This is a genomic window from Streptomyces sp. CO7 (assembly GCF_053474865.1).
In genome coordinates this window covers 554,246-560,157 of sequence record NZ_JBRIOU010000002.1, presented here as the reverse complement: position 1 = coordinate 560,157, position 5,912 = coordinate 554,246, and the positions used below count along the sequence as shown (strand labels likewise).

The window sequence follows — 5,912 nt, the reverse complement described above, 5'->3', positions numbered from 1 at the left end:
CCCCCCCCGCCCCCCCGCCGTGAACTGCTCGGCGGCGTCGAGCGCTGGCTGACGCTGGCGGGCGACGCGATCGACCCCGCGGACGCCGCCTACCTCCGCGCCCGCCGGGACGGCTTCGCCGCCGAGGCGGCCGCGCTCACCCCGCACCTGGAGCCGGGGACGATCCACGGCGACGCGCTCCCCCGCAACGTCCTGATCGGCCCGGACGGCCCGGTCCTGATGGACCTGGAGACCTTCTCCCACGACCTGCGCGAGCACGACCTGGTGGTCATGGCCCTCTCCCACGACCGCTACGGCCTGCCCGCCGAGGCGTACGACGCCTTCACCGCCGGGTACGGCTGGGACGTGCGGGAGTGGGAGGGCTGCGCGGTCCTGCGCGGGGCCCGGGAGACCGCGAGCTGCGCCTGGGTCGCCCAGCACGCACCCACCAACCCGAAGGCTCTCGCCGAGTTCCGGCGCCGGGTGGCCTCGCTGCGCGACGGCGACCCGACGGTCCGCTGGTACCCCTTCTGAGGAACTGCCTCTTCCGAGGCACGGCCTCCGCGGCCGGGAAAGAGCCTCAGCGGGCCCGGGGCGCCGCCCCCGGCCGCCCCGTTCACACCTGGCGGGCCCGCTCCCAGGCGGCCTCGAACTCCTGCCGGGTCGTCCGGCGGGCGGCCAGGTCCGGGTCCCACAGGTCCACCGGCGGATCGAACAGCCGGTCCTTGGGCCCGGTCCGTACGCCCGTGCCGTCCGCGGCGATCTCGACCTGCCGCAGCCGCCGGCCGTCGGGGCCGAGTTCGACGAGGAACACGGCCGGTGTCCCGTCCTCGTCCCAGGCCTCCCGCAGCCACACCCGCTCGCGCCCGGCGAGCAGCCCGAAGCCGGGGCGGGCGCGCTGCTCGTCACGCTGCCGACGGAGATCGGTCAGCGGGTTGGGGTCCGGGTCCGTGAGCCCCACCTCCGGGAGGTTCCAGCCCCGCGCGCACCGCGCGGTGTCCGGGTCGTCGACCACCTCGACCTCGGCGACCGCCTCCACGACCGCCCGGGCCGAGGGCGCCCGCACCCACCACCACAGCTGCCCCATGCCGTAGTCGTGGCAGACCAGGAACCGGCCCCCCTCCAGCGCACCGGGGTCCCGCACCTCGGCGGCGCCCGTCGCGGCGGCGCTCACGCCGCTTCCCGCAGGGGCCACGCCCCGTCGACCACCGCGTCCGTCTCCCCCTTGGAGCGCAGGAAGTCCTGCAGCCCGGCCGCCCACGAGGCCCTCCACCCGATCTGCCGCCGGTGCAGTTCGGCCACGCCCAGGCCGGCCACCTTGGCGTGGCGCTCGGCTATCGCCCGGGCCAGACGGGCCGCCGCCAGCGCGTCGGCGGAGGCGTCGTGGGCGCCGTCCAGCGGGACGCCGTACTCGGCGCAGACCGCCTCCAGGGTCCGTTTGCCGCGGCGGTAGCGGTCGACCTCCCGGTCGACGGTGTACGGGTCGATCACCGGGGCCGGGTCCTGCCCGCCCAGCCGCTCGCGCAGCGAGGGCAGACCGTGGCGGCGCAGCTCGGCGGACAGGAGCGTGAGGTCGAACGCGGCGTTGTAGACCACCACGGGTATGCCGGACTGCCAGTAGCCCGTGAGCACGCCCGCCACCTCGTCGGCCACCCGGTCGGCGGGCAGGCCCGAGGCCGCGACCCGCTCGTTGGTGATGCCGTGGACGGCGACCGCCTCGGCGGGGATCTCCATGCCGGGATCGGCCAGCCATTCCCGGCGCCCGGCGACCTCGCCCTCCCTGACCTCGAGCACGGCGGCGGTGACGATGCGGGCCTCGTGCGGATCGGTGCCGGTGGTCTCCAGGTCGAAGCCGATCAGCGGTGCGTGGTGCCAGCCCATGGCGGCCCCCCTTTCGTGGTGATGCGTTCCCCCAGGTGTTCCTCACCTTCGCACGCACCACTGACAACGCCGGGGCCGCGTTCCGTCCCCTCCCGCCCCCTTACGGCCGAAATCGGCCCAGCGGATATCGGGACATCAGGACACCGGGCGCGAATCCGCCCAGGCCACCTCGAACTCCTCGCGGTAGGTGGGGAACAGCGCGCTCTCCTCCGCCTCCCCCGACCTGACGACCCTGCCGCCGTTGCGCAGCAGCATCACCGGGGCCTCCATGCCCCGGGTGCGCCGCAGGTACGACTGGACGACCGCGACGCCGTCGGCGCCGTCCCCGTCGACCAGGTAGGCCGTGAAGCGCGGCGTCTCGTCGTAGACCTGGATCTCGAAGGCGCCCGGGTCGCGCAGCCGGGAGCGCACCCGGCGCATGTGGAGGATGTTCATCTCGACCGCGCGGGCCAGCTCACCCCGCTTGATGCCCAGTTCGCGCTCGCGCCGGCGGACGGCGCTGGAGGCGGGGTTGAGGAACAGCAGCCGCACCCGGGTGCCGGACTCGGCGAGGCGGACCAGCCGCCGCCCGGAGAAGTTCTGCACCAGCAGGTTGAGGCCGATGCCGATGGCGTCCAGCCGGCGCGCGCCGCCGAAGATGTCCTCGGCGGGGAAGTGGCGCAGCATCCGCACCCGGTCGGGGTGGACGGCGACCACGTCGGCGTACCGGTCGCCGACCAGGTCCTCGACGGCGTCGACCGGAAGGCGCCGGGCGGACGGCACGTCCCCGCCGGCGCCGAGCATGTCCAGCAGCCGGGCGGAGGCCCGCTCGGCCTGGGCGAGGACCGCGGCGGACAGGGCCCGGTTGCGGGTGACCACGTTGCGGGCCACCTCGAGCTCGTCCAGGGCCAGTTCGAGGTCGCGGCGGTCGTCGAAGTAGGGCTCGAAGCAGGGCCAGTGCTGGACCGTCAACTCGCGTAGCTGGGGCAGCGTGAGGAAGCTGAGCACGTTGTCGTCGGCGGGGTCGAGCAGGTAGCCCTTGCGGCGGCTGACCTCGCGGACGGCGACGGCGCGCTGCACCCACTCCTGGCCGGCGGGCCCGGCGGCGGCGACCACCCAGTCCTCGCCGTGCACCGGCTCGTAGACCGGGCGCAGCACCGCGGCCACCACCGCGCGCATCCGCTGTTCGACGAGATTCAGCCAGATGTAGGCCCGGCCGGCCCGCTGGGCCCGGGTGCGCACCTCGCTCCAGGCCTCGGCGCCCCATTCGAGCTCCGGTCCGATGGCGGCCTCCATCGGCCGGGCGAGCGACACCGCGCCGGGCGGGGCGTCTGCCGAGTTCCCCTCACGACCGCCGTCGCCAGGGGGCAACTCCAGGCCTCCCGAGCCCACCCGTGCACCGCCTTCCGCTCCCCTGGAGCCGTCCTCTTCAATGATCAAGAAAGATTACTCCGGGTTGGCGGGCGGTGCAGCCGGATGCACAGGCTCCTTCCCCAACTACCGCATCGGGCACGCCCGTTCCAGCAGTGCGACGGAGACGGAGTGAGTCTTTTCATACCGCATCAGCGGTGGTCGGAGGGGTGCCCGGCGGCCTCGGGAGCGGCACCGGCCCAGAATGGCCGGTTCCGCTTCTTCCGGATCCTCCTCGGGGCCTTCATGATTCCGCGTCCCCTTTCCGGGTGAGAGTGCGACCAACTCCGTTGACCCGGGGTATCCGATCAGGACCATCGGTGCGTGCTTCGCCGTCTTTCGGGAAGAATCGGCAGGAACTGGGCGAGGCGCACAGGCACCGCCGATCCGTACCTACCTGGGAGAGTCGAGTCCATGCAGGTCTGGCCGGGAGAGGCGTACCCACTGGGCGCCACGTACGACGGCGCCGGCACCAACTTCGCGGTCTTCACGGAGACCGCGGAACGTGTCGAGCTGTGTCTGCTGCACGATGACGGCTCGGAGACGGCGGTCGAGCTCAAGGAGAGCGACGCCTTCGTCCGGCACGCCTATCTGCCGGGGGTGATGCCCGGTCAGCGGTACGGCTTCCGGGTGCACGGCCCGTACGCCCCCGAGCGCGGGCTGCGGACCAACTCGGCGAAGCTGCTGCTGGATCCGTACGCCAAGGCGGTGTCCGGGTCCGTCCGCTGGGGCGAGGAGGTCTACGGCTACCGCTTCGGCGAGCCGGACAGCCGCAACGACATGGACTCCGCGCCGCACACCATGACCTCGGTGGTGGTGAACCCCTACTTCGACTGGGGCGACGACCGGCCCCCGCGCACCCCGTACCACGAGACGGTGATCTACGAGGCCCACGTGAAGGGCCTGACCATGCGGCATCCGGGGCTGCCCGAGGAGCTGCGCGGCACCTACGCGGCGCTGGCCCACCCGGCGATCCTTGAGCACCTGACCGATCTGGGCGTGACGGCGCTGGAGATGATGCCGGTCCACCAGTTCGTGAACGACCACCGCCTGGCCGACCTGGGCCTGAACAACTACTGGGGCTACAACACCATCGGCTTCTTCGCCCCGCACAACGCCTACGCCTCCTGGGGCGACCGCGGGCAGCAGGTGCTGGAGTTCAAGTCGGCGGTGCGGGCGCTGCACGAGGCGGGCATCGAGGTCATCCTCGACGTGGTCTACAACCACACCGCCGAGGGCAACCACCTGGGCCCCACCCTGTCCTTCCGCGGTCTGGACAACTGCTCGTACTACCGGCTGACCGACGACCCGCGGTACTACATGGACACCACGGGCACCGGCAACAGCCTGCTGATGCGCTCCCCGCACGTGCTGCAGATGATCATGGACTCGCTGCGGTACTGGGTCACCGAGATGCACGTGGACGGCTTCCGCTTCGACCTGGCGGCCACGCTGGCCCGCCAGTTCCACGAGGTGGACCGGCTGTCGTCCTTCTTCGACCTGGTGCAGCAGGACCCGGTGGTCTCCCAGGTGAAGCTGATCGCCGAGCCCTGGGACGTCGGCGAGGGCGGCTACCAGGTCGGCAACTTCCCACCGCTGTGGACGGAGTGGAACGGCAAGTACCGCGACACCGTGCGCGACCTGTGGCGGGGCGAGCCGCGCACCCTGGCGGAGTTCGCCTCCCGGCTGACCGGCTCCTCCGACCTGTACCAGGACGACGGCCGCCGCCCGCTCGCCTCGGTCAACTTCGTCACCTGCCACGACGGTTTCACCCTGCGCGACCTGGTCTCCTACAACGACAAGCACAACGAGGCCAACGGCGAGGAGAACCGGGACGGCGAGAGTCACAACCGTTCCTGGAACTGCGGGGCGGAGGGCGACACCGACGACCCGGGCGTGCGGGAGCTGCGCGGCCGGCAGATCCGCAACTTCATCGCCACCCTGATGCTCTCCCAGGGCGTGCCGATGATCAGCCACGGGGACGAGTTCGCCCGCACCCAGCAGGGCAACAACAACGCCTACTGCCAGGACAACGAGCTGGCCTGGGTGGCCTGGCCCTCCGGGGAGGAGGACGGGGAACTCGACGAGGAGACGCTGCGGATCCGGGAGTTCACCCGCGCGATGGTGTGGCTGCGGCGCGACCACCCGGTCTTCCGCCGCCGCCGCTTCTTCCACGGACGCCCCGTCGCGGGCACCCACGACGAGCTCTCCGACATCGCCTGGTTCACCCCCGAGGGCGCGGAGATGACGCCCGAGGACTGGGACACGGCGACGGCGGGGGCGCTGACCGTGTTCCTCAACGGCAACGCCATCTCCGAGCCGGGGCCGCGCGGCGAGCGGGTCGCGGACGACTCGTTCCTGCTGCTGTTCAACGCCTCGCCGGAGCCGATGGAGTTCACCCTGCCGGACGACCACGGTCAGCACTGGCAGGTGGTCGTCGACACGGCCCTCGCGGAGGGTGTGCCGGAGGGCGGCGGGGCGAAGATGCGCGCGGGTGAGCGGCTGACGCTGACGGACCGTTCCCTGACGGTGCTGCAGCGCCCGGCCTGACCTGGGCGGCCGGGCGCCTCGCCGCCCGGCCGTCACCACCCGCACGGCAGCCGTCCCCCACCGGCCTCTTCCCGGGCCGGGGCATGGGCCCGCCCCGCGCCGCACGGCACACC

Annotated in this window: 5 protein-coding genes; 2 read left to right on the top strand and 3 right to left on the bottom strand. The window is 72.8% G+C overall.

All coding sequences use genetic code 11. The annotated features are described in order from the left end of the window. Positions 1 to 513 (top strand): phosphotransferase (locus ACOV8S_RS04475; protein ID WP_448316214.1); only part of this gene is annotated, 513 nt, incomplete at its 5' end. 82 nt (positions 514 to 595) lie between these two features. Here ACOV8S_RS04475 and ACOV8S_RS04470 read toward each other — a convergent pair. The 3 genes from ACOV8S_RS04470 to ACOV8S_RS04460 all read right to left on the bottom strand — a co-directional run bounded on the left by ACOV8S_RS04470 (position 596) and on the right by ACOV8S_RS04460 (position 3,231). Beyond that, complete coding sequence (locus ACOV8S_RS04470) at positions 596 to 1,153, bottom strand: hypothetical protein (RefSeq protein WP_448316213.1); 558 nt, start codon at positions 1,151 to 1,153, stop codon at positions 596 to 598. Next, a complete protein-coding gene (locus ACOV8S_RS04465) occupies positions 1,150 to 1,860 on the bottom strand; it encodes an exonuclease domain-containing protein (RefSeq protein ID WP_448316212.1) in 711 nt (236 codons plus the stop codon). The genes ACOV8S_RS04470 and ACOV8S_RS04465 overlap by 4 nt, the downstream gene beginning before the upstream one ends. 135 nt (positions 1,861 to 1,995) lie before the next feature. Beyond that, complete coding sequence (locus ACOV8S_RS04460; RefSeq protein WP_448317347.1) at positions 1,996 to 3,231, bottom strand: SAV2148 family HEPN domain-containing protein; 1,236 nt, start codon at positions 3,229 to 3,231, stop codon at positions 1,996 to 1,998. Between the two features lie 432 nt (positions 3,232 to 3,663). Here ACOV8S_RS04460 and glgX point away from each other — a divergent pair, with 432 nt between their 5' ends. After that, complete coding sequence (gene glgX, locus ACOV8S_RS04455) at positions 3,664 to 5,799, top strand: glycogen debranching protein GlgX (RefSeq protein WP_448316211.1); 2,136 nt, start codon at positions 3,664 to 3,666, stop codon at positions 5,797 to 5,799. The last annotated feature ends 113 nt before the right edge of the window (positions 5,800 to 5,912 follow it).

What these genes read in the sequence shown, in the direction of transcription:
- glgX (WP_448316211.1), top strand. Translation starts at nt 3,664, where the DNA reads ATGCAGGTCTGGCCGGGAGAGGCGTACCCACTGGGCGCCACGTACGAC.
- ACOV8S_RS04465 (WP_448316212.1), bottom strand. Translation starts at nt 1,860, where the DNA reads ATGGGCTGGCACCACGCACCGCTGATCGGCTTCGACCTGGAGACCACC.